Annotated in this window: 26 protein-coding genes, 2 tRNA genes and 1 pseudogene; 22 read left to right on the top strand and 7 right to left on the bottom strand. The window is 64.7% G+C overall.

Annotated features, from left to right (window positions below; genetic code table 11):
- Positions 1 to 48 precede the first annotated feature (48 nt).
- The gene (locus QFX32_07350) at positions 49 to 969 is read right to left on the bottom strand and encodes an RNA-guided pseudouridylation complex pseudouridine synthase subunit Cbf5 (GenBank protein MDI9633855.1); all 921 of its coding nucleotides are present in this window, start codon (positions 967 to 969) and stop codon (positions 49 to 51) included.
- The gene (locus QFX32_07345; GenBank protein MDI9633854.1) at positions 966 to 1,661 is read right to left on the bottom strand and encodes a uroporphyrinogen-III synthase; all 696 of its coding nucleotides are present in this window, start codon (positions 1,659 to 1,661) and stop codon (positions 966 to 968) included. The genes QFX32_07350 and QFX32_07345 overlap by 4 nt, the downstream gene beginning before the upstream one ends.
- A gap of 84 nt (positions 1,662 to 1,745) precedes the next feature.
- On the opposite strand from QFX32_07345, the gene QFX32_07340 reads away from it, so the two are divergent.
- The 3 genes and pseudogenes from QFX32_07340 (at position 1,746) to QFX32_07330 (ending at position 4,480) form a co-directional block, all read left to right on the top strand.
- The gene (locus QFX32_07340) at positions 1,746 to 2,957 is read left to right on the top strand and encodes a tripartite tricarboxylate transporter permease (GenBank protein MDI9633853.1); all 1,212 of its coding nucleotides are present in this window, start codon (positions 1,746 to 1,748) and stop codon (positions 2,955 to 2,957) included.
- A 63-nt stretch (positions 2,958 to 3,020) separates the two neighbouring features.
- Positions 3,021 to 3,887, top strand: a complete 867-nt coding sequence (locus tag QFX32_07335; protein MDI9633852.1) for an RNA-processing protein — start codon at positions 3,021 to 3,023, stop codon at positions 3,885 to 3,887.
- Positions 3,884 to 4,480: pseudogene (locus QFX32_07330) on the top strand (fibrillarin-like rRNA/tRNA 2'-O-methyltransferase). The gene QFX32_07335 and the pseudogene QFX32_07330 overlap by 4 nt, the downstream one beginning before the upstream one ends.
- A 156-nt stretch (positions 4,481 to 4,636) precedes the next feature.
- On the opposite strand, the gene QFX32_07325 reads toward QFX32_07330, so the two are convergent.
- Both QFX32_07325 and QFX32_07320 read right to left on the bottom strand, forming a co-directional pair.
- Positions 4,637 to 4,709: transfer RNA gene (locus tag QFX32_07325), tRNA-Gln, on the bottom strand.
- Between the two features lie 96 nt (positions 4,710 to 4,805).
- Positions 4,806 to 5,519 (bottom strand): thymidylate synthase, encoded by a 714-nt coding sequence (locus QFX32_07320; protein MDI9633851.1) that lies wholly within the window; start codon positions 5,517 to 5,519, stop codon positions 4,806 to 4,808.
- Positions 5,520 to 5,889: 370 nt separating this feature from the next.
- Between QFX32_07320 and QFX32_07315 the strand changes: the two genes are divergently transcribed.
- From QFX32_07315 to QFX32_07305, 3 genes are all read left to right on the top strand, one after another.
- Positions 5,890 to 8,400: an MEMAR_RS02690 family S-layer glycoprotein gene (locus QFX32_07315; protein ID MDI9633850.1), complete on the top strand. Its 2,511-nt coding sequence runs from the start codon at positions 5,890 to 5,892 to the stop codon at positions 8,398 to 8,400.
- Positions 8,401 to 8,594: 194 nt separating this feature from the next.
- Complete coding sequence (locus QFX32_07310) at positions 8,595 to 10,121, top strand: AMP phosphorylase (GenBank protein MDI9633849.1); 1,527 nt, start codon at positions 8,595 to 8,597, stop codon at positions 10,119 to 10,121.
- A gap of 162 nt (positions 10,122 to 10,283) precedes the next feature.
- Positions 10,284 to 11,627 (top strand): PEGA domain-containing protein, encoded by a 1,344-nt coding sequence (locus QFX32_07305; GenBank protein ID MDI9633848.1) that lies wholly within the window; start codon positions 10,284 to 10,286, stop codon positions 11,625 to 11,627.
- A 68-nt stretch (positions 11,628 to 11,695) separates the two neighbouring features.
- On the opposite strand, the gene QFX32_07300 is transcribed toward QFX32_07305, so the two are convergent.
- Positions 11,696 to 11,767, bottom strand: a tRNA-Arg gene (locus QFX32_07300).
- Between the two features lie 58 nt (positions 11,768 to 11,825).
- Here QFX32_07300 and dcd point away from each other — a divergent pair.
- On the top strand, positions 11,826 to 12,263 hold the full coding sequence (gene dcd / locus QFX32_07295; protein MDI9633847.1) for a dCTP deaminase: 438 nt from the start codon (positions 11,826 to 11,828) through the stop codon (positions 12,261 to 12,263).
- On the top strand, positions 12,264 to 13,211 hold the full coding sequence (locus QFX32_07290) for an NrpR regulatory domain-containing protein (protein MDI9633846.1): 948 nt from the start codon (positions 12,264 to 12,266) through the stop codon (positions 13,209 to 13,211).
- A gap of 22 nt (positions 13,212 to 13,233) precedes the next feature.
- On the opposite strand, the gene QFX32_07285 is transcribed toward QFX32_07290, so the two are convergent.
- On the bottom strand, positions 13,234 to 14,394 hold the full coding sequence (locus QFX32_07285; GenBank protein MDI9633845.1) for a hypothetical protein: 1,161 nt from the start codon (positions 14,392 to 14,394) through the stop codon (positions 13,234 to 13,236).
- Positions 14,395 to 14,534: 140 nt separating this feature from the next.
- Between QFX32_07285 and QFX32_07280 the strand changes: the two genes are divergently transcribed.
- Together QFX32_07280 and QFX32_07275 are read left to right on the top strand one after the other, a co-directional pair.
- A complete protein-coding gene (locus QFX32_07280; GenBank protein MDI9633844.1) occupies positions 14,535 to 15,524 on the top strand; it encodes a 5,10-methylenetetrahydromethanopterin reductase in 990 nt (329 codons plus the stop codon).
- Between the two features lie 74 nt (positions 15,525 to 15,598).
- Positions 15,599 to 16,534 carry a galactose-1-phosphate uridylyltransferase gene (locus tag QFX32_07275; GenBank protein MDI9633843.1) on the top strand — a complete coding sequence of 312 codons (936 nt, stop codon included), beginning with the start codon at positions 15,599 to 15,601 and terminating at the stop codon, positions 16,532 to 16,534.
- Positions 16,535 to 16,596: 62 nt separating this feature from the next.
- On the opposite strand, the gene QFX32_07270 is transcribed toward QFX32_07275, so the two are convergent.
- The gene (locus tag QFX32_07270; GenBank protein MDI9633842.1) at positions 16,597 to 17,436 is read right to left on the bottom strand and encodes a F420-dependent methylenetetrahydromethanopterin dehydrogenase; all 840 of its coding nucleotides are present in this window, start codon (positions 17,434 to 17,436) and stop codon (positions 16,597 to 16,599) included.
- Between the two features lie 238 nt (positions 17,437 to 17,674).
- On the opposite strand from QFX32_07270, the gene QFX32_07265 reads away from it, so the two are divergent.
- The 12 genes from QFX32_07265 to QFX32_07210 all read left to right on the top strand — a co-directional run bounded on the left by QFX32_07265 (position 17,675) and on the right by QFX32_07210 (position 24,167).
- Complete coding sequence (locus QFX32_07265) at positions 17,675 to 18,079, top strand: Tfx family DNA-binding protein (GenBank protein MDI9633841.1); 405 nt, start codon at positions 17,675 to 17,677, stop codon at positions 18,077 to 18,079.
- A 516-nt stretch (positions 18,080 to 18,595) separates the two neighbouring features.
- Positions 18,596 to 19,612 (top strand): 50S ribosomal protein L3, encoded by a 1,017-nt coding sequence (locus QFX32_07260; GenBank protein MDI9633840.1) that lies wholly within the window; start codon positions 18,596 to 18,598, stop codon positions 19,610 to 19,612.
- 4 nt (positions 19,613 to 19,616) lie between these two features.
- Positions 19,617 to 20,366 carry a 50S ribosomal protein L4 gene (gene rpl4p / locus QFX32_07255; GenBank protein ID MDI9633839.1) on the top strand — a complete coding sequence of 250 codons (750 nt, stop codon included), beginning with the start codon at positions 19,617 to 19,619 and terminating at the stop codon, positions 20,364 to 20,366.
- Between the two features lie 2 nt (positions 20,367 to 20,368).
- Positions 20,369 to 20,617: a 50S ribosomal protein L23 gene (locus QFX32_07250; GenBank protein ID MDI9633838.1), complete on the top strand. Its 249-nt coding sequence runs from the start codon at positions 20,369 to 20,371 to the stop codon at positions 20,615 to 20,617.
- Between the two features lie 9 nt (positions 20,618 to 20,626).
- Positions 20,627 to 21,343: a 50S ribosomal protein L2 gene (locus tag QFX32_07245; protein MDI9633837.1), complete on the top strand. Its 717-nt coding sequence runs from the start codon at positions 20,627 to 20,629 to the stop codon at positions 21,341 to 21,343.
- Between the two features lie 10 nt (positions 21,344 to 21,353).
- Positions 21,354 to 21,767, top strand: coding sequence for a 30S ribosomal protein S19 (locus tag QFX32_07240; GenBank protein MDI9633836.1), 414 nt, complete (start codon positions 21,354 to 21,356; stop codon positions 21,765 to 21,767).
- 5 nt (positions 21,768 to 21,772) lie between these two features.
- Positions 21,773 to 22,234, top strand: a complete 462-nt coding sequence (locus QFX32_07235) for a 50S ribosomal protein L22 (protein MDI9633835.1) — start codon at positions 21,773 to 21,775, stop codon at positions 22,232 to 22,234.
- Positions 22,234 to 22,953 (top strand): 30S ribosomal protein S3, encoded by a 720-nt coding sequence (locus tag QFX32_07230; GenBank protein MDI9633834.1) that lies wholly within the window; start codon positions 22,234 to 22,236, stop codon positions 22,951 to 22,953. Before QFX32_07235 ends, QFX32_07230 begins: the two co-directional genes overlap by 1 nt.
- A 2-nt stretch (positions 22,954 to 22,955) precedes the next feature.
- Complete coding sequence (rpmC, locus tag QFX32_07225; GenBank protein MDI9633833.1) at positions 22,956 to 23,165, top strand: 50S ribosomal protein L29; 210 nt, start codon at positions 22,956 to 22,958, stop codon at positions 23,163 to 23,165.
- Positions 23,162 to 23,446, top strand: a complete 285-nt coding sequence (locus tag QFX32_07220; GenBank protein MDI9633832.1) for a ribonuclease P protein component 1 — start codon at positions 23,162 to 23,164, stop codon at positions 23,444 to 23,446. Before rpmC ends, QFX32_07220 begins: the two co-directional genes overlap by 4 nt.
- The gene (locus tag QFX32_07215) at positions 23,446 to 23,772 is read left to right on the top strand and encodes a 30S ribosomal protein S17 (GenBank protein ID MDI9633831.1); all 327 of its coding nucleotides are present in this window, start codon (positions 23,446 to 23,448) and stop codon (positions 23,770 to 23,772) included. The genes QFX32_07220 and QFX32_07215 overlap by 1 nt, the downstream gene beginning before the upstream one ends.
- Positions 23,769 to 24,167, top strand: coding sequence for a 50S ribosomal protein L14 (locus tag QFX32_07210; GenBank protein ID MDI9633830.1), 399 nt, complete (start codon positions 23,769 to 23,771; stop codon positions 24,165 to 24,167). Before QFX32_07215 ends, QFX32_07210 begins: the two co-directional genes overlap by 4 nt.
- The last annotated feature ends 1 nt before the right edge of the window (position 24,168 follow it).

Below are 24,168 nucleotides of genomic sequence, written 5' to 3'. Positions count from 1 at the left end.
AAATCCTATCTCACCCGCCCTCCACCCGGGACACCGCGTGCCGGCCCCTCACTCCTCGCGGGATCTTTCTCTCTTTGCCTTCCACCCCTTCGGGTAGGTCCCCGGGGGGAGGAGGACGCACTCCGGCGCGATGGCGAGGCCCGGCATCCCCGGGGAAACCCTCTCGGAGGGGACGAGTGCGCGCCCCACGCAGACGAGCTCCCTCCTGCGCGTCAGGACCGCGACGCGGTCCCCCTCGCGGAATGACCCGCGCGAGAGGATCCCGACCCCCGCGAGGGAAGCGCCGTGGCAGAGGGCATCAACGGCCGTGTCGCGTACGACGACCTCCGGCAGGCCGGCGACGGCTGCTTCCACCGGGAGTACCATCCCAAGGAGGGGGCGGGAGAATCCCTCGCGGAACGCGTCCGCGGCGTCGCGGAGCTCCGCGAGTGTCCGCGCGGACTCCTCCCCGAAAGGCCCCGACCTCGTCCGGCGGAGTTCCTGCATGTGGGCGCCGCACCCGGCCGCAAGGCCGAGGTGGTGACAGAGGGACCTGATGTACGTCCCCGCGTCGCAGGTGACCCGCAGGACGGCAAGCCTCCCCTCCATCTCCAGGAGCTCGAGGGAACGGACGGTCCTTATCCGGAGTGCCCGCGCAACGGAACTCCTCCGCGGCGGTCTCTGGTAGATACGGCCGGAAAACTCCCGGCAGAGCCTCCCCACAGCCTCCACTCCCGGATTCCCGTGGAACCTCACGACGGCGACGTACTCCTTCTCGTGCGAGAGGAGGACGGGCGCGAGGCGGACCGCCTTCCCGAGCATCACGACGAGGACACCCGAGACGCCGGGATCGAGCGTGCCCGCGTGGCCGACCTTCGTGCCGAGGATATCGCCCGCCCACGCGGTAACCTGGTGGCTCGAGGGGCCGCGGGGCTTGTCGAGGACGAGGATACCTCCCGCGGGCAGGGGAATCGCACCCTCCCCGCTCACCCGGCACCACCACGGGGACGGGAGAGGAACCTGTCGAACGCGGAGAGCGTGCCCTCGAGCGACCCGTCGCCCACGACGTGGGGGGCGTGCCCCCCCTCCCGCATCGCGGATGCGGTGACCTCGCCGATGGCGAGGAAGAGGAGACCGGGCCGCCCCTCGAAGACGGCCACCCTGTAGGACATCGCGCTCGTGAAGAGGACGGCATCCGCGTCGGCGAGGGGGAGGGGTATCCCGGTCGGCCGGAGGGAGTAGCAATGGGCCTGCGTGACCCGCCCCCCCGCGGACTCGATGGACGCGACGAGACCCGGATTCGGCACGTCCGCGCGCGGAATGCCGACGTGTTTCCCGGCGATCCAGCTGCCCACGTGGCGGACGAAGTCCCGGCTGTAGAAACTGCCCAGGACCTCGGCCCGCACGCCGCATTTCTCGAGCTCCCGCCCCGTCTGCGGCCCGATCGCGACCACGCGCGGCCACCTCTCCACCCGCGGCGCGACGAGGCGGACGGTGAGGGCACTCGTGAAGAATATGCAGTCGAACGCGCCCTCGTTCGCGAGGCGGACGAACATCTCAATCTCGGCGGGGTCCGGGACGGCCTCGAGGGGATAGACCGCGTAGCACTCGTGTCCCCGCGCGGCGCAGCGTGCCCGGTCCTCGGCGGCCTTCTCCTTGAGCCTCGTGATCGCGATTCGCATCGGGCAACCCATCTCCGGCTGCAGGTAGGTTTCCTATCAGGTATCGATTCATTTAAGATAAATGCCCCCTACCCTCGCGAAAGGATGTGGGAAATCGTCGCGGGGACGGCAGCAGGGGTGGCCCTCGGCACGGTATCGGGGCTTCTCCCGGGCATCCACGTGAATACCCTCGCAGCCGTCCTCATCGCCTCCCTCTCCGTCCTCGCGCCGCTCTTTGGACCTGCATTCCTCGCCGCGGTCCTCGTCTCGGCGCTCGTCGCGCACTGCTTCCTCGACGCGGTCCCGAGCACTTTCCTCGGCATCCCGGATGCAGACACCGCCATCGCCGTCCTGCCCGCCCACTCCCTCTGCCTCGAGGGGAGGGGGGAAGAGGCAGTCCGCATCGCCGCCCTTGGGAGCGCGACAGGGATCGTCCTCTCTGTCCCGCTCTGCATCCTCCTCATCTTCCTCGTGCCCCCCGTCCAACCCTACGTGGACTGGGCGAGCGGGATAGTGATAGCCGGGGTCGTCGCGGTCCTCGTCCTCCACTCCCCCTCGGCGCGCGTCTCCACGGGTGTCTTCCTCGTCTCGGGAATCCTCGGGCTCTTTGCATTCCGGTACGCGTACCTCTCCCAGTCCCCGCTCGGCACGGGCGCGATCCTCATGCCGCTCCTCTCGGGGCTGTTCGGCATCTCCGTCCTCCTCTTCTCCGGGAAGGGCGCGATCCCTCCCCAGCAATTTACGGGGATATCGCTGGAGGACGGGGGGATCGCGAGGGGAACGCTCCTTGGGTCGGTCGCGGGGATCGTCGTCGGGTGGCTGCCCGGGCTCTCGAACGCGACCGCAAACGGGGTCCTCGCGTCGGTCGTCGACTGCGGACGCGACAGGCGCGAGTACATCCTCGCCACCAGCGCGGCGAACACCACGAACGCCCTCGTGGGACTCGCGGCGTTCTACGCCGTCGAGAGGACGCGAAACGGCGTCGTCTCCGCGCTCTCCGCCCTCGAGGTCCCCCCTCTCCACCTCCTCCTCGTCTCCGCGTCCCTCGCGGCGCTCCTCGCGTACGTGGTCACGGTTGCATGTGCAGGGCTCGCCCGCTCCCTCGAGGGGATCGACAGGACGCGGCTCGCCGCTGCCGTCATCGCGTTCGTCACGTTCGTGTCGTTCCTCACGACCGGGCCTTTCGGACTCCTCGTCCTCGCGCTCGCGACGGCCGTCGGGTGTGTCCCCCGGCTCCTCGCGGTACCGCAGGTCTTCTGCATGGGCGCGGTCATGCTCCCCGTGGTCCTCTTCTCGTTCGGCTTCTCGATCGCCTGACCGTGCGGGGGAGCGCCCGGCAGGGGGGTATATGAGCAATCCCGCCGTCCAAGATATCAGGGAATGCCTTCTTACTGGTTCGGCGACGTCTCGGGGGGGAAGTGCACACCGGCGGAGTCCCGCGACCCGGAGTACCTCTCCCTCCGCCTCGACAGGATCCTCTCCACGGGGGAGGCGCTCCCGATGCCCGCGTGGGAAGTCGCGAGGGACTGCGGGTTCGTCGGTTCGCGCGCCGAGTACCTGCACGTTCTCCGCGCGCTCTGCGTGTTCCGCGCCGGGAGGGCACTTGCCCGCGTTGCCGCGGGACCCGAGCAGGAACTCCTCCAGATGGTCCGCGTGAGGGACCGGCTGGACGAGGCGATCAACGACCTCTCGGAGAGCGCACTCGCATGGCACGCGGCGGTGACACCCGGATTCACGCGGAAGTACCGGGCCCTCGGGGGGAAAGAGGCACTCGGGGCCATCTCCGCGGGGGGGAGTCCCCGCCTAAAGGAGGTCGCGGCGGCCATCGCCCAGCTAGGGTGCGCGAGGGACGGCCTGACCCGCGAGATCTCGCGCCTCGCGTCGGAAATCGTCCCGAACACGGCGGCGCTCACGGGGGGTGTCGTGGCAGCACGCCTCCTCGCCGCGGCGGGAGGCCTCGTTGCCCTCTCCCGCCTCCCGGGTTCCGCGATCCAGGTCCTCGGTGCCCGGACGGCGCTCTTCTCCCACGTGCGTTCCGGGACACCGCCGCCGAAGCACGGGATCGTGTACCAGTGCCGCGCGGTGCACAGGGCGGCGAGGTACCGGAGGGGGAAGGTCGCGAGGACGCTCTCCGCGAAACTCGCCATCGCCGCGAGGATCGATCTCTTCCGGGGGGAGGTGGACCGCGCGTTCATCGAGGAGGCACGCGGGGCGGTGCGGAGGGCGGGGGGAGGAAGGGAAGGATGATGTGGATCGACGGGGTCCTCGTCTCCCGCGGGGAAGCGGGGGTCTACGGGGAACGTACCCTCAAGGGATACAGGGTCTGGAGTCCCCGCAGGAGCAAACTCGCCGCGTACTACTACCTCGGCGGGGAAGTGATGCTCGAGCCCGCGATGCGGGTCCTGTACCTCGGCGCGGCCCACGGGACGACGGTCTCGCACGTGGCAGACTACACGGAGGTCGTGTACGCAGTCGAGAACGCGCCCGCCCCGATGAGGGACCTCCTCGCCGTCGCGGAGAGGAGGATGAATATCGTCCCCATCTTCGCGGACGCGGCATGCCCGGAAACGTACGTTCCCCTCGTGGAGGAGGTCGACTTCCTCTTCCAGGACGTTTCGCACCCTGACCAGGTCCTGATCGCGAGGAGGAACTTCCCGTTCCTCGGGGAGGGTGGCATTGCCCTCGTCGCGGTGAAGGCCCGCAGCATCGACGTGGCGGGAAAGCCCCAGGACGTCGTGCGGCGCGCCGCCAAAGAGCTCGCGCGCCACGGGATACGCACGCGGAAGGTCGTGTGGCTCGGGCCGTACCACCGTGACCACGCCATCCTCGAGTGCTGCAGAGGTGGGGAACCGGGGAGAGAAGGGTCTCTGGGGGGGAATGGAGGGGGAGGAGGGCGAGGGGAATCGCGGGGAGAACAGGGAAGATCAGGGGACGGATTGACGGGAGGAAATCACCGCCGGCGCGTCACGCCAGGCGCGGAGGGAAAACGGGGACCATAGCCCGGAGCAGATTCGAACTGCTGTCGCGAGATCCAGAGTCTCGCATGATTGACCGCTACACTACCGGGCTGCGTGTACCTTATTCTATTCGTCCCCTCCCGTAATTAACCTGACTGGTTTTCTCCCGCCCCGCCGTTGCGACCGGCGGTCATCTCCGCGCGAAGTCTCACGGGCACTTCCCGCACGCCCTGCACACCTCCGGGATGGGGGAAATAGCCTCCCCCCTCCTGCAGAACGGCTCGATATCGGCGGCATCGCGGACGTAGTAGATGTGGGGCACGAGGGAGACGTGAGTGTACGACCCCAGCCCGAGCCCGAGTTCCCCCGCGATGTGCCGCTGGAGCGCAACGAGGGCGAACATGTTCGCGCCCGCGGCGGTGAGCATGTCGTTGCTGCGGAAGACCACTTTCATGTGGAGGAGGCCCGACCGTGCGACGCACTGCACGAGCTGCAGGCAGGGGCAGTCCCCCACGGACTGGTCCCTCGCGGGATTCCACGTGACGGCGATTGCACGCCGCGTCGCGGGGTTCTCCCTTATCTTCCGGGTGATGTACGCGACCTGGTCGACGTGCACGGGGGAGCAGTCTCCCGCAAAGAGCCCGTTGCCCCAGTGGAAGAGACGCTCGTGGTAGTCGTACTCGAATGCGGAGCGGCTCCCGGAGAGGAGGTCACGGGCGTACTGCTCCATGAAGTTCTCCGAGAACCTCGAGGCAGGGCTCACCATCGGGTGCGTGTCCGGCCGCTCGACCCTGATCGCGACCTCCTCGGCCTCCACGGTCTCCTCGCCGTTCTCCGTCGTGAGGGGCGTCCCCTTCTCGAGGACGACCTTGACCACCTGCTCGTGCGCGGAGGCGAGGGTGTGGGCTCTGATGCAGCGCATGCATCACTATGGGGAGTGAATACATTGTTAAGGTTTCATGATGCCTGCCGGGAACGTGTAGGAAGGGTGTGCGCGTGGAACGGGCCTGACCCGGGCGGGACCCGGCACGGGACCCGGGCGAAGGACCGGGGGCCGAATGGAAAAAAAGCCAATAAATGCGACCAAATTCGTGAAAAGGCTGTTTTTTTCCCGTCTCTCGTCGTCTCTCCGACCAAAAAGGATATATGAGGTGTTCCACAAATATTCATTCATATTCCGTTATTCGGAGTATGGAGCACGGGAGAACCTCCGTTCGGCACCTGTCGAATGCGGTTCTCACGTGCATGGATTGAACGTTCAGGATTTGGACATGAGTAAGGAGGACAAAAGAATGATTAAGCGCTTTGGCCTTGCACTGATTGCAGTGGTAGTCCTGGCCGCGTTCACGCTGCCAGCATCCGCCGCAACCATTAGGCAAGTCCCGCAGGGCGGAGATGTGTTCATAGGTGAAGAGGGCCTTGATGTATCCGCGGCAGTCGGTACTGCAACCCAGATTGCCTGGTTCGCGTCAGGGAACAACCCCGCCACCTCGACACCTGACTACGTGTTGTCCGTCGGAACCCCGACTAACTTCTACGTATCCCCGCAGACCTTCGTAGGGAAGACAGGGAACTGGTACAGGTGGACAGGGACGATCGGACCCGTCGCATTCAACGTGGTCGATCCCGCCATCGCCGTCAAGGTGTGGGACAACACCGCCGGGAAGGATGTCTCCGGCAAGTCCGTTCCCCCGGGGAACTACCTGAACTTCAGGATCGAGACCAACACCTACTCGGTGACCTCGAGGGCTGACGCCGGCACGCAGGGCTTCGTGAACGTCCGCGTGAAGACGTCCGACGGTGCGGTCTACACGTCGCTCTTCGAGACGACCACGGCGTCCTACTCCATAGTGGGACTCGCGCCGACGAGCGACCTCTGGTACGCGCTCCCCACGGCAGCCAACAAGGGGTGGAACACCGGCGTCCTTGACGCGAACGGTGCCCGGATGTACAAGGCGGGGACCTACACCGTGTACGCCGAGCTCGACCTGAACAAGATCAAGGACAACTACAAGGCACCCGACGGCAGCGACTACACCGGCAAGACGATCTCCGCGACCCAGACGGTGACCATCACCGCCGACACCGTGAAGATCGAGGCGAGCAAGGACGTCGTCGTCCGCGGGAACCCGTTCTCCGTGACGATCACCGGCAGGCCCAACACCGAGTACTACCTCTGGGTGAAGGGTACCGGCCAGATGAGCGGGGCACCCCTTGACCAGCCGCCACTCCTCGTCGCGAGCCAGAAGGACGTGACGAACGACCCGGTCGGTGGCCCGTACACCATCGGTAGCTACCAGTACGAGGGCGGCGCAGGGCGGACCATCAAGCAGGACGTCCCGCAGGCCCCGAGCAACGGTGTCTACTACTACGCGAAGGTGAAGACCTCCAACTCGGGCACGGTCACCGTCGGCTGGCAGACATCCCAGGCGACCAAGGACAAGAAGTACACCTTCCGCGTCGAGCGCTTCGACGGCACTTCCTACAAGTCTGACGAAGTCGACGTGAAGATCGAGAAGGGAACCGTGACCGTCGTTGCGGCCGGCGACCAGAGCTACTACCTCGGCGAGGAGGTCAAGCTCTCCGGGACGAACTCCGAGACTGACACGGTGTACCTCTTCATCACCGGGCCGAACCTCCCCTCCCAGGGTGGCAAGCTCACTGACCCGAGGACCGGTGTCGTGAACGGGAACGTCGCGACATTCACGACTGCCGACGTGCTCGATGACAACACGTGGGAGTACAAGTGGCAGACTGCCAACCTGAACATCGACGCGGGGACCTACACGATCTACGCGGTCGCTACCCCGTCCGACAGGAACAACCTCGCGGACACCCAGTACGCGACGGTCTCCGTGATCATCAGGAAGCCCTTCGTGACCGCGGTCGCGTCCCAGTCCACGATCGCCCAGGGTGACAAGTTCTACATCCGCGGTGTCGCAGAGGGCAAGCCATCACCGGGCGTCGCGATCTGGATCCTCGGGAAGAACTACGTCCTGTACGACACCGAGAGCGTGAACAACGACGGCTCGTTCGAGAAGGAGATCAGCCAGGGTATCACCCAGAACATGGCCGCCGGCCAGTACTTCGTGGTCGTCCAGCACCCGATGTACAACGATGTCCTGGATGTCTACCCCGACGCGACCAAGACCTACGTGGTCGGACCCTACCCGACGGCCGGCTCCAGGATCTTCAAGCTCCAGGGTGCAGGCAGCCTGCAGGGATCTGACGCGGCAGAGGCACTCGTCACAGCGCTTGACAACTCCTACGTCGACGATACCTACACGAAGCTCCAGTTCCTGATCGAAGCGCCGGTCATCCGGATCTCCCCGATCACCGAGAAGGCAGTCGGCGAGAAGTTCGAGATCTCGGGCACCACCAACCTCGCGGTCGACGACGAGATCCTCGTCGAGGTCGTCTCCTCGTCCTTCGCCCCGACCCAGAAGACTCAGAGCGGCGAGTTCAGCGGTGCAACGGGGACCGTGAAGGTCATGAAGGGCACCGAGGGCTACAACACGTGGTCGTTCCCGGTTGACACGAGCAACTTCAAGCCCGACGAGTACATCGTCCAGGCTTCCGGTGTGACCGTGGACGTCACCGCAACGGCGCTCTTCAACGTCGTCGAGAAGAAGCCGACGACAATCCCGACCACCATGCCGCCCACGACAGAGCCGACCACTGTCCCGACCACCGTGCCGACGACCCCGACCCCCACGCCGACCCCGACATCACCCGGGTTCGGTGCCCTGGTGGCCCTCGCCGGCCTCGGTGCAGTGGCGTTCCTCATCGTGCGCAGGCACTGATCGGGAACCCCCACAAACCCACACTTTTTTCCCGATTTCGTCCACGCAGGAGCGATTATCCCTTCCTTGTCCGGTTCTGCCCAGACACACAACCACTAAATAGGGCAGCACACGGAAGAGTACACCTGGAGAGCATACCAGGAGAAGACCGGCAGCGACGCCGGGAAACAAGCGAGGGAGACCGGGGGAGAAACATGAAGCTTTCCGTGAAACTCGTGGACATAGGGACCCGCGAGGTCCTCCTCCACGCGGCAGACGCGGGGAACATCGGGGTGATGCCGGGCGACCGCGTCCAGATCCTCAACGAGGCGAGCGGCATGACGGTCGCCGCGTTCGTGGACACCACGACATCCCTCCTCCCGAAGGGGACGATTGGGATCTACAGGATCACGAACGAGAAGCTGCAGGTGAGCGAGGGGACCCTGGTAGAGGTGAGGAGGGCGGAGCGGCCCGCGACGCTCGACTACATCCGGAAGAAAATGGACGGGGAGCACCTCACGAAGGACGAGACGTTCGCGATCATCAGGGATGTCGTGGAGGACAATCTCTCGCCCGCGGAGCTGACTGCATACGTGACCGCGTGCTACATCAACGGGATGGACATGGACGAGGTGGAACACCTCACCCGCGCTATGGTCGAGACGGGCGAGAGACTGAAGTTCCACAGCCACCCGATCGTCGACAAGCACTCGATCGGCGGGGTCCCCGGCAACAAGATCTCGCTCCTCGTCGTCCCCATCATCGCGGCGAGCGGCCTCAAGATCCCAAAGACGAGTTCCCGCGCGATCACGGGGGCCGGCGGGACGGCGGACTTGATGGAAGTCCTCGCGCCGGTCAACTTCACTGCCGCGGAGGTCCAGCAGATGACCGAGAAGGTCGGCGGCGCGATCGTCTGGGGTGGGGCGACGAACATCGCGCCCGCGGACGACAAGATCATCATCCAGGAGTACCCATTCCGGATCGACGCCCGGGGCCAGATGCTCGCGAGCGTGATGGCGAAGAAATTCGCGGTCGGCGCGGACCTTACGGTCATTGACATCCCCGTCGGGATGCACGCGAAGGTGAAATCGGTCCAGGAGGGGCGGAAACTCGCGCGGGAGTTCATCGAGCTCGGTGACCGCCTGAAGATACAGGTGGAGTGCGCGATCACCTACGGCGATTCGCCGGTGGGCCGCGCGATTGGCCCGAAGCTCGAGGTCATCGAGGCGCTCCGCATCCTCGAGGGGGCAGAGGGGCCTGGATCGCTCTTCCAGAAGAGCATCGCCATTGCCGGGATAGCGCTCGAGATGTCGGGGAAGGCGGCGCGGGGGAAGGGTTCCGAGATGGCCGCGGAGATCGTGAAGAAGGGCGACGCCCTGAAGAAACTCCGCCAGATCATCGAGATACAGGGGGGCGACCCGAACGTGAGGTCCGACGACATCCAGCCGGGAAGGCACCAGTTCGTGGTCAATGCCCCGGCGACGGGGTACGTGATCGAGCTCAACAACAGCGCGCTCGTCAGCCTCGCCCGGACGGCAGGTGCACCGCACGACAAGGGTGCAGGCATCCTCCTCCACGCGAAGAAGGGTGCGCGTGTCGAGAAGGGCCAGCCGATCTTCACGATATTCGCCGAGAGGAGCTGGCGGCTCCAGAAGGCCATCGAGGAGGGGAGGAAGCTGATGCCGGTCCTCGTCGAGGGGATGCTCCTCGACCGGGTCCCCCAGGACATGCGGTGGAGGTGAAGGCGCGGCGCGGTCCTCCACGCTGCCTCCGTTTTCCCGCGGGAAATACCAATTCCCCGGGCCATCCCGCGCACGTACCAGTGGGCTCTTATAGGCAGGGGACCCAGATCTCCATGCATGGACAGATCAAGCAGGATTTTCCTTTATACACTTTTATCGCTCGTGTTTCTCGTGGGAGCCGCGGGGGCGGTCACCGTCGTCGTGAACGTGTACGAGAGGGACGGGAACGTCACCCCCGTTCCCGGGGCATCGCTCTACGCGAACGGGGCGTTCATCGGGAAGTCCGACGCGGGGGGTTCGATCCAGTTCTCCCACCCGGGGGAGGCCCCGGTCGGGGTGACGGTGAAGAAACTCGGGTACGCGACGTGGACGGGAGAGATCGACCCCAACACGACCGCCCTCTCGGTGGAGATGACCCGCGCGAAGGTCGCGCTCACCGTGGAGGCCTACGACACGGATACCCTCCTCCCGGTCCCCGCGGCACGCGTGAAGGTCTCGGGGCCGGGGGTGTCCAACGCGACGACCACGGACGTGAACGGGTCCGCGACAGTACTCCTCGAATCGAACGCGGTCTACACGGTCGAGGTCGAGGCGCCGGGCTTCCGCCTCTACGAGAGGGCTATAGAGGTCGGTTTCGAGGAGAAGAACCTGCAGGTCCTCCTCGTCAGGGAGGAGAGATTTTCCGTCACCGTGAGGGACGCTGCCACGGGTGAACCCGTCCCGGGCGCGAGGGTATCGGTCGACGGGGCCGAGCGTGGCGTGACTGACCCGCGGGGGGCCCTCTTCCTCTCGCTCCCCCGCGGCAAGGTGTACGCAATCGCGGTGACGAAGGAAGGGTACGAGGAGTACAGGAGCCAGCAGATCGTCGGGGAAGACCAGGCTATCGTCCCCGTCTCCCTCTCGAAGTCGACCGCCGTGGTATTCGTGAACGTCTACGGCGAGGGGAGGAACCCCCTCGAGGGGGCAATGGTGACGGTAGACGGGAAGCCCGCAGGGTCGACGAACAAATACGGGAGACTCCAGGTCCCGAACCTCACGTACGGGACGTACACGCTCAACGTCACGGCACCCGGCCACGTCCCCGTCTCGCGGAGCCTTGCGGTCTCGTCCCGGACGGAGGATGTTCACGTCGAACTCCCCCGCGCGCGGGTGAACGTGACGCTCGTGGCAACGGAGGGAGAATCCGGCAGGGTCGCCGGTGCGACGGTCCTCGTGAACGGGACCCCGGCCGGCACGACCGGCCCGGAGGGCACGCTTGAGCTTGCCCTTCTCCCGGGCGAGCCCTATTCAATAACGGCGGCCATGGAAGGATTCGCACCCGCGACCGCGGAAGTGGCGGTCCCGTCGTCCCCGAACGCGACCACGACGGTCCGCCTCAGGATGGAGAGGAGCATCAACTGGGTCCTCCTCGGGATCGCCGCGGTGGCAGTGGGAATCGCGGTCGCCGGGACGTACTGGTTCTTCATCCACCGCGGGAGGAGGATGCACGGGCGGGGGAGGCTCTGACATCCCCCTGCCCGGACTCCACGCGGGCAGGATGCGTGGCGCGGGGAGAAGCGGACCCCCAAAAAAAGCGGACCCAGCGGGAATCGAACCCGCGTCCTTGGGTCCGAAGCCCAAGAGGATGTCCTCTACCCCATGGATCCGGAAAACCTTTAGGGAGGACAAGATATTAAGCATTTTCCGGGTGAATTATCTGTAGCCATGATCCTCTCCGCGCGCGAGATAAGGAGGCGTCTTGGGAAGGACAGCAGGGACGGAGACCTCGTGATCGAGCCCTACAGCGAGGAGTGCCAGCAGCCCGCATCCTACGATCTCCGGGTAGGTGGTGACTTCGTCCTCTCGCCGGGAATCTGCACCCTCGTCAATACCCTCGAGAGGGTCGAGCTCCCCGCGGACATCGCGGCGACACTCAGGTGCAGGTCGACGTTCGGGAGGATGGGTGTCGTCCTCACGGCAGGGTTCGTCGACCCGGGATTCCGGGGGCAGCTCACCCTCTGCCTCGTGAACATGGGCCAGAGTCACCTCACGATCAGGAAGAACGACAGGGTTGCCCAGATCATCTTCCACCAGGTCACGGACGGCGGGATGGTGTACGAGGGGAAGTACCAGGACAGCACGGGAGTCATCCAGGCGAGATGAATGATCCACACCGAGAGGAAGTACATCGAGATCCTCCGCATACTGAAAGAACATTCCGAGCCGATGGGTGCAAAGAGACTCTCGGAGCTCATGGCGGAGAGGGGTTTTGTCCTGAGCGACAGGGCCGTCCAGTACTATCTCCGGTACCTCGACGAGATGGGCTTCACGCGGAAGGTGGGGAACCAGGGCCGCGTCCTCACCCCGTACGGTCACCAGGAGACGGAGAATGCACTCGTCGGCGACAGGGTGGGGTTCATCATCTCGAAGCTCGAGCGCCTCGCGTACAGGAGCACCTTCAATCCCGAGACCTCCACGGGGGACGTCGCGTACAACCTCTCCATCGTCCCCGAGGAGAGACTGGGCGAGGCAACCGCGGCCTTCGACGAGGTCGTCGCGGCGAGGTGCGGTTTTTTCTCCAGGTACCGGATCGTCGATAGCGACCCGAGGATCCCGAAGGGGAGGGTCGGGATACTGAGCATATGCAGTATCACCATGGACGGTGTCTTCCAGAGGGAAGGGATACCCGTCCGGATGGCGTACGGGGGCCGGCTCGCCATCCAGCACGAGGAGGCGACGCACTTCGTGGACCTGATCGGGTATCGGGGGACGACGATCGACCCCCTCCAGCTCTTCATCTCCTCGGGCCTCACCTCGCTCTCGTCCCTCGTCCGGACCGGTTCCGGGATCGCCCTCGCAAACGTCCGCGAGATCCCCGCGGTTGCCGAGAGCAGGGCGAGGGAGACCGTCGCACGGATGAAAAGGGCAGGGTTCGTCTTCCCCGTCGCGCTGGGGAGCTCGGTCTTCAACCTCGTCCTCGATCCCTACCGGCTCGCGATCGTCGCGTACTCGGGGATGAACTTCGTCGCAAACGCGTACGAGAAGGGAATCCCCATAAAGACGGAGATCGGGGCGGGGACCATTCCATTCTCGCGGTTCCTCGGGGAATGAAGACCACCTGCAAACCCGCCCACTACGGGCCGGGATTGCCCTCCTTTTCGCGGCGCATCTCCTCGATGCGGGGAAGGGTTTCCATCCCGGCGAGGAGGACGAGCACGCCGATGTACCGCGTGTCCCTCACCGGGTAATCCCCGGAGCGGAGCTCGAGGTCGGGGATGCTCCGGTCAAGCCACCTCCGCACCGTCATGAATCCCTTCATGCTCATCTCGTGGCGGGGTCCCGCGATCAGCAGGAGGCCTTTCTTGACGCGGGAGAGGTCGGTCGACGCCGATATCTCGTCGTACACTGCCCTCTTCGCGAGCTCCACGATCCTCGAGGCTTTCACGTGGCATTCCTTGACGGACCGCGTGTGGGGCCCGAAGCGCAGGACGTGGTCGAGTGGCCTCGCGGGGGGGAGCTCCTCCCTCGCGTACCCGAGCGTCGCGAGACCCGCCCCCTGGATCGTGTTCAGGATCTCCCCGGCATCGAGGACGAGGTCCGGGATCTCCTCGGGGTCCCGCGTGGACCACTCGCCCGCGCGCAGGAGGAGCGTCACCCTCCTCGCGATGAGCGAGTCGATCCCCTCGTAGAACGGGTCGACGGGGGTCTCCTCTCCGCGGGGGAGGACCTTTTCGACGAGCTTCCCCGGGAAGGGGAGGGAGGGGGTATCCTTCCCTCCACGCTGTTCCTGCAGGGGGAGCCTCCCCTTCCACGCCTCGTTGTCAAAGACGATGACGCCGTCGGTGGCGGGGAGGGTCCCCTCGAGCTGGTCCACGGCCCGTGCGAGGCGCTCCGTCCCCTCCTCGCGGCGGGGAAGGGTGCAGATCGTAAAGACAGGTTCGCCGAGCGATTCCTTCAGGAACGTGACGAGACCGGGGACGGCGTATGCGAGCGTCCCGCCGAGCCCGCAGCAGACGAAGAGGGCGTCGATGTCCCCGTCGTCCAGCGCCTGGAGGTGGGCGAGTACCTCCTCCCGCGGGACGTGTTCGGTGAGAGACCCCTGGTCCTCGGGGTCGAGGGGCGAAAAGAAGAGCCTGCAATCGGCCGGAACCGCCCGGAGCGACGCGAGGTTCTCCGCGTCGCAGTCGACCGCGATCGCGTCCACGCAGTGGGAACCGGCAATCCTGTCGTGATCAAGGAGCCTGTCTGCGATGTGCGTGCCCGCCCCGCCAAGACCCACCGTGAGAATCCGCATTTTTGCCTTCTTCTGCTGTGAGGTTTTTCCTGCGACGATAAAGCACTTCTGTTCCTGTAGTAATCGACTCGTTTGGGGGAAAGAAAATCATAACGTATTTAAATCTTCGTTCGATACTATTCCATGAGGTGAATGGAACCTTGACAACCTATGGAATAGAGTTCGTACCAGGTGCGGTCAATGTCAAGCAGGTCGTGAATTACTGCAAGCTCGCCGAGTCCAAGGACATTGACTACGCGTGGATCACCAACCACTACAACAACCGCCACTGCTACCCGACCCTCGCGATGGTCGCGGCGAACACGACGACCCTCAAGATGGGCCCGGGGATCATGAACGCCTTCACGGACACCCCGGCCGCGATGGCATCGTTCATCTGCACGCTGAACGAGATCTCCGACGGCCGTGCGGTCCTCGGGATCGGCCCCGGTGACCTCTCCACGCTGCCGAAGATCGCCATCAATCCCGTCAAGCCCGTCGCACGGCTCAACGAGGCGGTAACCCAGATTCGCAGGCTCATCGCGGGCGAGGAGATCAAGAAGTCAGGCATGGAGTTCTTCGACTACGACGGTGCGAAGCTCACCGGGGTCACCCTGCCCGGCAAGAAGGGAATCCCGATCTACATCGGTGCCCAGGGACCCAAGGTCCTCGAGCTCGCGGGGACGATCGGTGACGGTGCCCTGATCAACGCGTCGAACCCGAAGGACTTCCAGGTCGCGATCCCCATCATCAAGGCTGCCTGCGAGAAGGTCGGCAAGAAGAACTTCGACGTGGGTGCCTACACGGCGATGTCCATCGACATGAACGAGAAGAAGGCACGGAATGCCGCGAGGATCGTCGCCGCGTTCATCGCCGCGGGTTCCCCGCCCGAGGTGCTCCAGCGCCACGGCCTCGACGCGAACAAGGTCGCGATCATCAAGTCCGCGCTCGCGAAGTTCGACTTCAAGACCGCCGGGGAGACGGTCGACGACAAGATCATCGATGCCTTCACGATCGCCGGCACGCCGGACACCGTCAAGCAGAAGTGCGAGGATCTCGTCAAGGCAGGCGTCACCCAGATCATCTTCGGGTCCCCGCTAGGCCCTGACATGACGACGTCCATCAGGCTGCTCGGCAAGTACATCGTCTGAAGGAGTCCCGCTCCGGGGACACGAGAATCCCCCTTTTTTTTTTGACCGGAGGCCCGCCGGGGGCAGGGGCCCGCATGTTCACGGTCACCGAGATAAGGTCTGGGACGAGCACGATCCAGGTCCGGGAAGAACACGTCTCGGGCCTCCGGTGCAAGATATCCCCCGAGAGACTGAACCGCCGTCTCGACGCGAGGTACGTCCCCCCGGCTCCCCCCGCGGGGTGCCCCTTCTGCGGGGACGCGGTGGAGAGGGTGACACCGACGTTTCCCGACGGGTCGCGGATCGCCGTCGGCGAGAGCCTCACGTTCCCGAACCTCTTCCCCTTCGCGGAGTGGCACACCGTGACCGTGGTCACCCGCGCCCACCACGTCGACGCGTTCTCGGCCCGGCAGATCGAAGACGCCCTTGCCGCCCAGGTCCAGTCTCTCGCGCACGTGCCCGGCTACCCGAGCATCAACTGGAACTTCCTCCCCTCCGCGGGCGCGAGCATCGCCCACCCCCACATCCAGGGCCTCGTGGACCGGAGGCCCCCGGTCCTCGCCGAGCGGTACATGGAGGGGGGCTTCCGGTACCTCGTCAGGCACGGCGAGACGTACTGGGAGAGCCTCGTCGAGAAGGAGCGCGAAGGCGCACGATTCCTCTTCGGCGACGAGGTATGCTGGATCGCGCAGGCGGTCCCGCTCGGCGAGAGGGAGGTCCGGGCTGTCCTCCCCGTCACGACCCTCTCCGACTTCGAGCCCTACATCGGCACGTTCGCGGAGGGGCTCCTCTCCATCCTGGAGATGTACCGGAGCCTCGGGACACACGCCTTCAACATGTCGATATTCTTTGACAGGGAGAAGAGGGAGAACGGTTTCCGGGTGTTCTGCTCGGTCATCTCCCGCATCAACCCCAACGAGTCCTCGACGAGTGACTCGGCATTCATGGAGAGGATCCACCAGGAACCCGTCATCCTCACCCTCCCCGAGGACCTCGGGCATTTCTACCGGAACGGGGGAAAACCGGGATAATCCCGACGGGGAAACGGGAGAACCGGCATGGCCGGCGCAAAATAGGAAAAAATTGTGCCGGTTCACTCCGGCTTGCTGATGAGCTTTGTCTTGGAGACGATGACGCCATCCTTCTTGTGCGGCTTGCGGACGACACCGTCGCATGCCTTCTCCAGTTCCCTCGCCTCGTCGCAGAGGGTCGCCGCGATCCGCATCATCTCGTGCGCGGAACAGACGATCGGGATGTACTTCTCCCACTCCTTCGTCATGAAGCAGCCCTTGACGTTGACCATCGCGACAGACTGCGCGATCTCGTAGGCTGCCCTCGCCTTTGCGAGCGCGTACGGGTTCGAGAACTCTCCCTCCACGGCCTTGTCAGACGTGACGACGAGCTTGGGCAGGACGAGCTCCGATCCCTTCTTCCCGGCCTTGACCTGGTCGATCACCTGGTCGAGGGCCATCTGGAGCTTGCGGAACGCGCCCGTGATCGAGAGGACCTTGATCAGGTTCCCGTTGTAGTCCGCCATCTCGATGGGGTCGAGGAACTCCCTGCGGGCACCGATCATGGCGTCGCCCTTCATGATGATGTAGCCGAACTTCCCGTCCTTGATCTCGGCCCATTCCTTCTTCGTCGTGATATCGTCCGTGATGAAGATCGTCGGGATCCCTGCCGCGGCGAGCCTCTCGCGTGCCCCCGTCGGTCCGGGGAGGACGCCGTTAGGGGATACGACGATGGCGAAGTCGGGTTTCCACGCGATCAGGTTGTTGACGACGCGGTCGATGTCCTCGGGCTGGAGTTTCGTGCCGCTCGTGGCCATGAACGTGATCATATCCTCGCGGTCTGCCCTCTCGTCGAGGAGGAGCTCGGCCATCACGCCACTCGCGATATTGCCCAGCTTCGCAACTCCTACTTTCACAACCATATAATTCAACCTCGTTTTTTAGTTTTAACAGGTTACTATCTGCCACTACTGTTATAAACGTTTTGAAATCTTTTACTCCCCAAATTGCAGGCAATTTCCCCATCCGCGGGATTATCCCGGGGAATATCCCGGGGAATCTCCGGAAACTGCACGGGCGCGACGGAATATCTACAAGATGCCTTAGAAATCCAAGTGAGTTAACGAAAGATGTTTAAATCACGCTCCCCAAGGGAAGATCATGAAGGGTGGGCTGCTGACCGAGAGGCAGAAGGAAGTCTTGCGGTACCGGAAACAGGGACTGACCCAGCAGCAGATCGCGGACATCATCAAGACCTCGAAGGCAAACGTGTGCACGATAGAGAGGTCTGCACTCGAGAACATTCGGAAGGCGAGGGAGACGCTCGAGTTCCTCTACACCATCGACGGCACCCGCCTCTGCACCATCAGCACGGGGATGGACCTCCTCGATGCCGCGTCCCTCGTGTACAGGGAGGCAGAGAAACACGGGATCAAGGTCAAGTACGACACGCTCTCCCTCCTCAACAGGATCAGGGAGTCTGCCCCCGGCCGGACGAGGGCCCGACTCGTCAAGGGGGACATCGAGGTCTACATCACCCCGGACGGGGACCTCTACTTCGGGTAGCGGCCCCGGCCTGAATAAGGTTTATATGCGTTTCCCCCGAATTATTATGGAGCCTATGTGAGGAAACCGCCCCGCGGGACAGGAGTTCCCGGGGAGGAATCCGCACCGAAGGTCAGGGACACCGTCCCGGGGTGGGCCGGTGTCCTTATCGCGGGAGAGTGGTGAGCGATCACCACCGGCTGACACGGTGGCACTGAAGAAGGCACACGGGGCGGACGTATCCGCTGGGATATGGGCCCTTGGACCGCCGCGAGAGGACGAGCGCGGGAAGGCAGGTCCGTGCCGGATTCAGACACTCTTTGCGAGGCAGATCGGAGGGAAGCGGTCGGAAAGGGCGAGGGCCGTTCTTCCGGGATACCGTGGGAGGGCATGCTCCCTCCCACCCGGAGCCCGGGGACACCGCCCGACTCCTGCGCGGACCGGCCGAGGATAGGCGTTCGAGACCGGGAGACCCGGTGAAGGCCGCGGGCCGACCCCGCGGCAGAGACGATTCGAGAATGCAGGATTGATCGAGACATGCCCAAGATAAACCATCCACGAAGAGGATCTCTGGCCTTTTCCCCCCGCAAGAGGGCCAAGAGCCCTGTACCCCGGTACCAGTCATGGCCCCAGTACGAGGGAGAGCCCATGCTCCAGGGCTTTGCCGGGTACAAGGTGGGGATGACCCACGTCATCATGGTGGATGATCACAAGAACAGCCCGACGGAGGGGAAGGACATCATGGTGCCGGTCACCGTGATCGAGACACCCCCGATGAAGGTTGCCGCCATCCGGGCTTACAGGAGGGACACCTACGGGAGGCACCCCCTCACGGAGGTCTGGGCGGGGAACCTCGACGAGGCCCTCGGGAAGAGAATCACCCTCCCCAAGGAGTACGACGCGGCGAAGGCGATGGACGAGATGAGGGACGCGGTCGCGAAGGGCGTGGTGGAGGAGATCTTCGCCGTGATGCACACCCTCCCCCAGATGGTGAGCGGGGTCCCAAAGAAGGTCCCCGAGATCATGGAGGTGCGGGTCGCAGGGGGCACGGTCCAGCAGAGACTGGACTTCGCTGCGTCCCTCCTCGGCAAGGAGGTCCACCTCAAGAACATCATACAGCCGGGTGCTTACGCGGACATCACGGCCGTGACGAAGGGGAAGGGGACACAGGGACCGGTGAAGCGCTGGGGTGTCAAGCTGCGCAAGAGGAAGCACGCGAGGGGTGGCAAGGAACGGCACGTCGGCAACCTCGGGCCGTGGAACCCGCACCACGTCCGCTGGCAGGTTCCCCAGATGGGGCAGATGGGGTACCAGCAGCGGACCGAGTTCAACAAGAGGATCCTCAAGATCGGCGAGAACGGCGACGAAATCTGCCCGAAGGGCGGTTTCCTCCACTACGGCGTGGTGAAGAACCCCTACGTCCTCGTCAAGGGGTCGATCCCCGGGCCTGCCAAGAGGCTCGTGCGCATCAGGCCGGCAATCAGGCAGGGTGAGCACGTGGTCCGGCAGCCGACGATCGAGTTCGTGAGCACGGAGAGCAAGCAGGGGTGCTGAGGAGATGAAAGCGCAGGTATTATCACTGGACGGCTCGGTTCTCCGGGAGATAGATCTCCCCGCCGTCTTCGAGGAGGAATACCGCCCCGACCTGATCAAGAAGGCGGTCATTGCCCTCCAGAGCACGAGGCGGCAGCCCCACGGGACGTATCCCTACGCGGGAATCCTCTCGTCGGCGCACAGCTGGGGATCCGGCCGCGGTGTCGCGCAGGTGCCGCGGATCAAGGGCGGTTCGCGGGCCGCGAAGGTCCCGCAGGCGAGGGGCGGGAGGGAAGCCCACCCGCCGGTCGTGGAGAAGGTGCTCGTGCGCCGGATGAACAAGAAGGAGAAGAGGAAGGCGATGTGGTCGGCGATCGCGGCGACTGCGTGCGAAGAGCTCGTCAGGGCGAGGGGGCACGTCTTCTCCTCGCACGTCCCCGTCATCCTCGAGGACCGGTTCGAGGATCTCGAGAAGACGCGTGACGTCATCCCCGTCCTCGCGGCTGCGGGCGTCCTCGGAGACGTCCTGAAGGCCAAGGCGAGCCGGAAGGTACGCGCGGGTCGCGGGAAGATGAGGGGCCGGCGGTACAAGCAGAAGAAGAGCCTCCTCATCGTGACGGCAGGAAAGCCCCTTTACGCCGCGGAGAACCTGCCGGGCGTCGACGTGACCACCGTGGACCAGCTCACCTGCGAGCTCCTCGCGCCTGGCACGCTCCCCGGGAGGCTCACGGTGTGGACGGAGGGCGCGATTGCGCGGCTCGGGGGTGGTGCGTGACCATGGTGCTCCGGTACCCCTACGTCACGGAGAAGGCCATGATGGCCCTCGAGAACCAGAACAAGCTCCAGTTCATCGTCGACAACAACGCGACCAAGGCAGAGATAAAAAGGGAGATCGAGAAGACGTTCGCGCAGGAAGTCACCCACGTCTCGACGATGATGACGATGGACGGAAGGAAGAAGGCGATCATCAGCTTCGCGAACGAGAAAGCGGCCGAGGAGATCCTCTCCCGGCTTGGCATCATGTAGGTGGGGAACATGGGACATCGCATCACCACGCAGAGCCGGGGGAAGGGGGGCCCGACATACCGTGCCCCCTCGCACAGGTACAAGGCCGCGATCCGGCACGTGAACAGCGCTGACGGCCTCGTCCAGGGAGTCGTCGAGGACATCGAGCACGACCCCGCACGCCACGCCCCGATCGCGCTCGTCCGCCTCGCGGACGGGAAGAAAGTGTACACCCTCGCGACGGAGGGAATGGGCGTGGGCGACACGATCGCGTGGGGCGCGGGGGCAGAGGTGAAGAACGGCAACACGCTGCCCCTCGCGGAGATCCCGGCCGGGACGTTCATCTGCAACATCGAGGCACAGCCCAATGACGGCGGCAAGTTCGTCCGGGCCAGCGGGACGCAGGCGGTCGTCGTCGACAGGACGGAGGACCGCGTCGGCGTGACGATGCCGAGCGGGGAGTTGAAGTGGTTCAACAGCCGCTGCCGTGCCACCGTGGGAATCGTGGCCGGGGGCGGCCGCGGCGAGAAACCCTTCGTCAAGGCCGGGAAGAAGTACCACAAGATGAAGAACACCGCGTCCAACTGGCCACGGGTGAGGGGTGTCGCGATGAACGTCATCGACCACCCCTTCGGCGGCGGCGGACACCAGCACGCGGGCAGGCCGAAGACCGTGAGCCGCGGGACCCCGCCCGGACGGGCAGTCGGGCACATCGCAGCGAGGAGAACGGGGCTATCCAAGAAGTGAGTGGTGACACATGGCAAAGAAGGCGCAGAAGAAGATCCCGAGGCGGCGGGAGGAGTTCACGTACCGCGGTTTCCGGCTCGACGAGCTGCGGGCGATGGGCCGGTCCGAGCTCGCCGCCGTCATGCCGGCCCGCGCGAGGCGGAAGCTGCTCCGCGGTCTCACCCGCGGCGAGGAACACCTCCTCGCGCAGTTCAAGAAGGGCGATGGCACCATCCGGACACACCTGCGGGACATGATCGTGATGCCGGAGATGGTGGGGCGGACGGTCGACATCCACAACGGGAAGGAATTCGTGAAGGTCGAGATCCTGCCCGAGGCCCTCTTCCACTACCTCGGCGAGTTTGCCCTCACGAGGAAGAAGGTGGTGCACGGGGCTGCCGGTATCGGGGCGACCCGCTCGAGCAAGTACGTGCCGCTGAAGTGATCGCCATGGCAAGGACACGCTACTCTGTGGCATTCGAGGGGGAGACCTATGCCCGCGGGAAGGCAACCGAGGTGCAGATCTCCCCGAAGCACGCGATCGAGATCGCGTCCTTCATACGGCACAAGAAGGTCCCCGAGGCAATCTCGTACCTCACGCAGGTCGTCGAGGGGAAGAAACCGATTCCGTTCCGAAGGTTCAACCGCAAGGTCGCGCACAAGAAGGGGCTCTCCGGGTGGTGTGCCGGGAGGTACCCAAAGAAGGCATCGAAGGCGTACCTCCGCCTCCTCCACTCGGTGGTGAAGAACGCCGAGTACCTCGGGCTCGACACGGAGAACCTCGAGATCGTGCACGTCGCGGCGAACAGGGGCAGGGCGTACCGCGGCATCTTCCCGAGGGCGATGGGCAGGGCGACACCCAAGCGCAAGGAGACGGTGAACATCGAGATCGTCGCGAAGGAGGCGGCCTGATGGCAGTCGAGAAGAAATTCGTGGCCGAGGGGGTCCGCCGCGCCCGCGTGGAAAAACACCTCAAGAAGGAGCTGAAGCGCGCGGGGTACGGCGGGATGGACATCCAGCGGACGCCGCTCGGGACCCAGGTCACGATATTCGCGGAGAAACCGGGCATCGTCATCGGGAAAGGCGGGAAACTCGTCCGGCAGCTCACGCAGGACCTCGCGAACGACTTCGCGGTCGAGTCCCCCCAGATCGAGGTCCAGCAGGTTCCCAACCCGAACTTCAATGCCCAGATCATGGCGGAGCGCCTCGCGAACGCCCTCGAGAGGGGCTGGTACTTCAGGAAGGCCGGCCAGAGCATCCTCCGTCGCGTGATGGACGCGGGGGCGCTGGGCTGCGAGGTCATCATCGCCGGGAAGCTCACGGGGGCCCGCGCGAGGGTCCAGAAGTTCACGGAGGGCTACATCAAGCACGCGGGTGAACCCGTGAACACCATCGTCGAGAAGGGCTACGCCGTCGCCGTGAAGAAACTCGGGGTGATAGGGGTCCAGGTCAAGATCATCCCGCCGACCGCGAAGATCCCCGACCACTTCGAGGTCACGGCCAAGAGGGAGAAACCGCAGAAGAAAGGCATCGAGATACCCGTCACGACGGTCGGCGAGGACATCGCGGAAGAGGAACTCCCGCTCGAACCCGACGAGTTCGACGAGGAAGAGCTGCTCGGGAGGAAGTGAAGATGGCCATATTCCGGGCAAAGGAGGTGCGGCAGCTCTCTGACGTCGAGCTCTCCGAGCAGATGGAGAAGCTGAAGGTCGAGCTCATCCAGCACTACGGCAAGGTGAGCGCGGGGGGATCGACGGAGAACCCCGGCAGGATACGGGAGCTCCGCCGGACGATCGCGAGGATGAAGACCGAGCAGAACAGCAGGAGACGCAGCGCCAGATGATCTCGCCGCGAAACATCCTCCGGCACGAACTGATCGGGCTGGAAGTCACCGTGGTTAGGGCGACCAACCCTGCCCTGCACGGCCTGTCGGGCCGCGTCATCGATGAGACCAGGAACATGCTGGTGATCCGGGGGGAGAAGGGGACGAAGAAGATCCAAAAGGCGGGAACACGGTTCCGTGTCGTCCTCCCGGATGGTGTCCTGGTGGAGATTGACGGTTCCGCCTTGGTCATGGCGCCGGAAAAGCGGATCAACGCGAATTGGAAGACCAGAGGGAAATAATGGCAAGGAACATCGGGTTGAACGTCAGGCCTCCCGAGAGGGAGTGCGATGACGTCGATTGTCCGTTTCACGGCACTTTACCGGTGCGCGGCCAGGTGATCACCGGTAAAGTCGTGAGCGACAAGATGGCAAAGACCGTGGTGGTGGAGCGGGCCTACCTGCACTACGTGGGCAAATACAACCGCTACGAGAAGCGGAGCAGCAAGATACACGCCCACAACCCTCCCTGCATTCAGGCGAAGACCGGTGACACCGTGCGCATCGCCGAGTGCAGGCCGCTCTCGAAGACCACCACGTACGTCGTGGTGGAGGTGCAGCCATCATGAAGGCGAAGCAGTCGAACATCCCGCGGGCGCTCCACACGGGCTCAAGGCTCCTCTGCGCCGACAACACCGGCGCGAGGGAGGTCCAGATCGTGTCCGTCTTCGGGTACCACGGCGTGCGGAGGCGCCAGCCAAGGCTTGGCCTCGGCGACATCGCGACCGTGAGCGTGAAGAAGGGGACGCCTGACATGCGCCGCAAGCTCGTGAGGGCAGTCGTGATCCGGCAGAAGAAGGAGCTGCGGAGGCCGAGCGGCATCAGGGTCAGCTTCGAGGACAATGCCGTGGTCATCGTGGACGACAAGAACGAACCGAGGGGGACCGAGATCAAGGGACCGGTCGCGCGCGAGGTCGCGGAGCGGTTCCCGAAGATCGGGTCGATGGCAACGATCATCGTGTGAG

Source organism: Methanolinea sp. (assembly GCA_030055515.1).
GTDB lineage: Archaea > Halobacteriota > Methanomicrobia > Methanomicrobiales > Methanospirillaceae > Methanolinea_A.
Note: the sequence above shows the minus strand (reverse complement) of the source record. Positions and strands in the feature narration are given on the sequence as shown.

Coding starts and splice junctions, on each gene's coding strand:
- QFX32_07345 (MDI9633854.1), bottom strand. CDS start 1,661: ATGCGAATCGCGATCACGAGGCTCAAGGAGAAGGCCGCCGAGGACCGG.
- QFX32_07340 (MDI9633853.1), top strand. CDS start 1,746: ATGTGGGAAATCGTCGCGGGGACGGCAGCAGGGGTGGCCCTCGGCACG.
- QFX32_07335 (MDI9633852.1), top strand. CDS start 3,021: ATGCCTTCTTACTGGTTCGGCGACGTCTCGGGGGGGAAGTGCACACCG.
- QFX32_07320 (MDI9633851.1), bottom strand. CDS start 5,519: ATGCGCTGCATCAGAGCCCACACCCTCGCCTCCGCGCACGAGCAGGTG.
- QFX32_07315 (MDI9633850.1), top strand. CDS start 5,890: ATGATTAAGCGCTTTGGCCTTGCACTGATTGCAGTGGTAGTCCTGGCC.
- QFX32_07310 (MDI9633849.1), top strand. CDS start 8,595: ATGAAGCTTTCCGTGAAACTCGTGGACATAGGGACCCGCGAGGTCCTC.
- dcd (MDI9633847.1), top strand. CDS start 11,826: ATGATCCTCTCCGCGCGCGAGATAAGGAGGCGTCTTGGGAAGGACAGC.
- QFX32_07290 (MDI9633846.1), top strand. CDS start 12,264: ATGATCCACACCGAGAGGAAGTACATCGAGATCCTCCGCATACTGAAA.
- QFX32_07285 (MDI9633845.1), bottom strand. CDS start 14,394: ATGCGGATTCTCACGGTGGGTCTTGGCGGGGCGGGCACGCACATCGCA.
- QFX32_07275 (MDI9633843.1), top strand. CDS start 15,599: ATGTTCACGGTCACCGAGATAAGGTCTGGGACGAGCACGATCCAGGTC.
- QFX32_07270 (MDI9633842.1), bottom strand. CDS start 17,436: ATGGTTGTGAAAGTAGGAGTTGCGAAGCTGGGCAATATCGCGAGTGGC.
- QFX32_07265 (MDI9633841.1), top strand. CDS start 17,675: ATGAAGGGTGGGCTGCTGACCGAGAGGCAGAAGGAAGTCTTGCGGTAC.
- QFX32_07260 (MDI9633840.1), top strand. CDS start 18,596: ATGCCCAAGATAAACCATCCACGAAGAGGATCTCTGGCCTTTTCCCCC.
- rpl4p (MDI9633839.1), top strand. CDS start 19,617: ATGAAAGCGCAGGTATTATCACTGGACGGCTCGGTTCTCCGGGAGATA.
- QFX32_07250 (MDI9633838.1), top strand. CDS start 20,369: ATGGTGCTCCGGTACCCCTACGTCACGGAGAAGGCCATGATGGCCCTC.
- QFX32_07245 (MDI9633837.1), top strand. CDS start 20,627: ATGGGACATCGCATCACCACGCAGAGCCGGGGGAAGGGGGGCCCGACA.
- QFX32_07240 (MDI9633836.1), top strand. CDS start 21,354: ATGGCAAAGAAGGCGCAGAAGAAGATCCCGAGGCGGCGGGAGGAGTTC.
- QFX32_07235 (MDI9633835.1), top strand. CDS start 21,773: ATGGCAAGGACACGCTACTCTGTGGCATTCGAGGGGGAGACCTATGCC.
- QFX32_07230 (MDI9633834.1), top strand. CDS start 22,234: ATGGCAGTCGAGAAGAAATTCGTGGCCGAGGGGGTCCGCCGCGCCCGC.
- rpmC (MDI9633833.1), top strand. CDS start 22,956: ATGGCCATATTCCGGGCAAAGGAGGTGCGGCAGCTCTCTGACGTCGAG.
- QFX32_07220 (MDI9633832.1), top strand. CDS start 23,162: ATGATCTCGCCGCGAAACATCCTCCGGCACGAACTGATCGGGCTGGAA.
- QFX32_07215 (MDI9633831.1), top strand. CDS start 23,446: ATGGCAAGGAACATCGGGTTGAACGTCAGGCCTCCCGAGAGGGAGTGC.
- QFX32_07210 (MDI9633830.1), top strand. CDS start 23,769: ATGAAGGCGAAGCAGTCGAACATCCCGCGGGCGCTCCACACGGGCTCA.